Consider the following 3453-nt stretch of genomic DNA (forward strand, 5'->3'; position numbering starts at 1 on the left):
CGCCTTCTCCTCCGAGGCCGTGGCCGACCTGCTCGCCGCCAAGGGCCGGCCCCGACCGCAGCACCCGATCCGTCCCCGGCTTCACGACGACGCTGTACGTACGCCCCTTCCGCACCGCCGCCGTAGGGGCGACCACCACCCGCTCCCGGGCCGTCGACCCCGTCGAGACGGGCGTGTACGGCCCCGTGCACACAGCGCCGTCGCACTCCGCCACCGTGACCGTGCCCAGCTCACGCCCCTTGGTCAGCATCACGTACGGCGCGGTGTCCCACGACGCCCACACCCCCGCGATCAGAATCAGCGCCGTCACCACACCCGTCGCCGCGACCCGCCCGAACCGGAGCGCGGCGTACGAGGCCTGACGGGAACGGGAAACGGAGGCGGCAGGCATGGCGGGGATCATTGGCCATACCCCTACGGCCGGTCAACTTCAGAGGGATCCGACAGGCGACAAGTCAGGAGTTGTACGCGCTTTGCGCCCGCTCCAGCCCCTCCTCCAGCAGACACTCCACCGAGTCCGCCGCCCGGTCCACGAAGTAGTCCAGCTCCTTGCGCTCCGCCGACGAGAAGTCCTTCAGCACGAAGTCCGCCACCTGCATACGGCCCGGAGGACGCCCGATCCCGAACCGCACCCGGTGATAGTCCGGACCCATCGCCTTCGTCATCGACTTCAGGCCGTTGTGACCGTTGTCGCCACCCCCCAACTTCAGCCGCAGCACGCCGTAGTCGATGTCCAGCTCGTCATGGATCGCCACGATGTTGGCGAGCGGCACCTTGTAGAAGTCCCGCAGCGCGTTCACCGGCCCACCCGACAGATTCATGTACGACATCGGCTTCACCAGCACCACCCGGCGACCGCCCGGCCCCAAAGGACCCAACCGGCCCTCCATCACCTGCGCCTGCGCCTTCGCCGCCCGCTTGAACCGGCCCCCCATCCGGTCGGCCAGCAGATCCACCACCATGAACCCCACGTTGTGCCGGTTCATCGCATACCCCGGACCGGGATTGCCCAGCCCGACAACCAGCCAAGGGGCATTCGCGGCGGTCGTCACGTCCATGTCTCCTCACATACGGCGCCAGCCGCCACTCCCCCGGAAAACCCGGAGAAGCAGCGGCTGGCAAAAACGACGACAGTTCCGGCCAGGGGGCTCAGACGCCCTCTTCGCCTTCCTCGCCCTCCGCGGCCTCCTCGGCCTGCGCGGCCAGGATCTGCAGGACCGGAGTGTCCCCCTCCACGGCCAGCTTCACACCCTCCGGCAGCGGAATGTCCTTCGCCAGGATCGCCGCACCGGCCGCCAGGCCCTGCACCGACACCGTCAGCTGGTCCGCAATGGTCGTGGCCTCGGCCTCCACCGGCAGCGCGGAGATGACGTACTCCAGCAGGTTCCCGCCCGGGGCCAGCTCGCCCTCGGCCACCACCGGAATCTCGACGACGACCCGCTCGCCCCGCTTGACCATCAGCAGGTCCACGTGCACCAGGTGACCCTTCAGCGGGTCACGCTGCACCGCCTTCGGAATCGCCAGCTCGGTGCTCTTGCCGTCGATGTCCAGCGCGATCAGGACGTTCGACGTACGCAGCGCCATCAGCAGCTCGTGACCCGGCAGCGCCAGGTGGATCGGCACCATGCCGTGCTCGTACAGCACACCGGGAACCTTGTTCTCACGGCGGACACGACGCGCCGCACCCTTGCCGAACTCGGTGCGCGTCTCGGCGGAGATCTTCACCTCGGACATGCTCTTCACTCCTCGTAGAGGTACACGGGAAACAGACGGAGTCACCCGGCCACGAACGGCCTGCTACGAAGAGCGCGTCGATAACGGACAGCCGAACCCCGAAAACGAGGACGGCCTCCCTCGCCGAGCAACTGCAGCAGTCTACTCGGAGCGGGAGGCCGCACCCAAAACGATCTACGACGCGAACATCACTGCTCGTCGAACAGGCTCGTCACCGAACCGTCCTCGAACACCTCACGCACCGCACGCGCGATCGTCGGCGCGATCGACAACACCTTGATCTTGTCCAGCTCCAGCTCGTTCGGCGTCGGCAGCGTGTTCGTCATCACGAACTCGCTCACCTTCGAATTCTTCAGCCGGTCCGCCGCCGGACCCGACAGCACACCGTGCGTCGCCGTCACGATCACATCCTCCGCACCGTGCGCGAACAACGCGTCCGCCGCGGCACAGATCGTGCCACCGGTGTCGATCATGTCGTCCACCAGGACACAGATGCGGCCCTTCACATCACCGACGACCTCATGCACCGTGACCTGGTTCGCCACATCCGGGTCACGCCGCTTGTGCACGATCGCCAGCGGCGCACCCAGCCGGTCGCACCAACGGTCCGCCACCCGCACCCGGCCCGCGTCCGGAGACACGATCGTCAGCTTCGAACGATCCACCTTCGCGCCCACGTAGTCCGCCAGCAGCGGCAGCGCGAACAGGTGATCCACCGGCCCGTCGAAGAAACCCTGGATCTGATCCGTGTGCAGATCCACGGCGAGGATACGAGTCGCGCCGGCCGTCTTCATCAGATCCGCGATCAGACGCGCCGAAATCGGTTCACGCCCCCGGTGCTTCTTGTCCTGCCGCGCGTAACCGTAGAACGGCACGATGACCGTGATGGAACGGGCCGACGCGCGCTTCAGCGCATCGATCATGATCAACTGCTCCATGATCCACTTGTTGATCGGAGCAGTGTGGCTCTGGATCAGAAAACAGTCGGCACCACGCGCCGACTCCTGATACCGCACATAGATCTCACCGTTCGCGAAGTCGAACGCCTTCGTCGGGACGACCTCGATACCCAACTCCTGGGCGATTTCCTCGGCAAGCTCGGGGTGAGCGCGGCCGGAGAAGAACATCATCTTCTTCTCGCCGGTCGTCTTGATCCCGGTCACAGCAGTGTCTCCTCAGAGGGTGTTCGCAGCGTGGGGGCGTACACGAGTGTGCGCTTATCACGGTACGCCGTGTTTGGCGCCCCCGTTTCCAGTCAGGCCCCGCCCTCACCCCTCGGAACAGCCGCCTCGGCCGCCTTCGCCGCCGCACTCCCCGGACGCTTACGAGCCACCCAACCCTCGATATTCCGCTGCTGGCCACGGGCCACGGCCAACGCGCCGGACGGCACATCCTTCGTGATCACCGAGCCGGCGGCCGTATAAGCACCGTCCCCGATCGTGACAGGCGCCACAAACATGTTGTCCGAACCCGTCTTGCAGTGCGAACCGACCGTCGTGTGATGCTTGCTCTGCCCGTCGTAGTTCACGAACACGCTCGCGGCACCGATGTTCGTGTACTCACCGATCGTCGCGTCCCCCACATACGACAAATGAGGAACCTTCGTCCCCTCACCGATCGACGCGTTCTTCGTCTCGACGTACGTCCCCACCTTGGACCTCAGCCCCAGACGCGTCCCCGGCCGCAGATACGCGTACGGCCCCACCGACGCCTCAGGAC

At 66.4% G+C, this 3453-nt stretch carries 4 protein-coding genes and 1 pseudogene; all 5 read right to left on the minus strand.

Features of this window, described 5'->3' with window-relative positions; all coding sequences use genetic code 11:
- Positions 1-403: hypothetical protein (locus C1I97_RS33555; RefSeq protein ID WP_111006795.1), on the minus strand; the 403-nt coding region annotated here is incomplete at its 3' end.
- A gap of 52 nt (positions 404-455) precedes the next feature.
- Positions 456-1058: an aminoacyl-tRNA hydrolase gene (pth, locus tag C1I97_RS33560; protein ID WP_111006796.1), complete on the minus strand. Its 603-nt coding sequence runs from the start codon at positions 1056-1058 to the stop codon at positions 456-458.
- A gap of 91 nt (positions 1059-1149) precedes the next feature.
- On the minus strand, positions 1150-1734 hold the full coding sequence (locus C1I97_RS33565) for a 50S ribosomal protein L25/general stress protein Ctc (protein ID WP_111006797.1): 585 nt from the start codon (positions 1732-1734) through the stop codon (positions 1150-1152).
- A 188-nt stretch (positions 1735-1922) separates the two neighbouring features.
- A complete protein-coding gene (locus tag C1I97_RS33570; RefSeq protein ID WP_111006798.1) occupies positions 1923-2897 on the minus strand; it encodes a ribose-phosphate diphosphokinase in 975 nt (324 codons plus the stop codon).
- Positions 2898-2989: 92 nt separating this feature from the next.
- A pseudogene (gene glmU, locus C1I97_RS33575) lies at positions 2990-3453 on the minus strand (bifunctional UDP-N-acetylglucosamine diphosphorylase/glucosamine-1-phosphate N-acetyltransferase GlmU); the annotation flags it as partial.

It is taken from the genome of Streptomyces sp. NTH33 (assembly GCF_003236365.1).
In the GTDB taxonomy this organism is placed as follows: domain Bacteria; phylum Actinomycetota; class Actinomycetes; order Streptomycetales; family Streptomycetaceae; genus Streptomyces.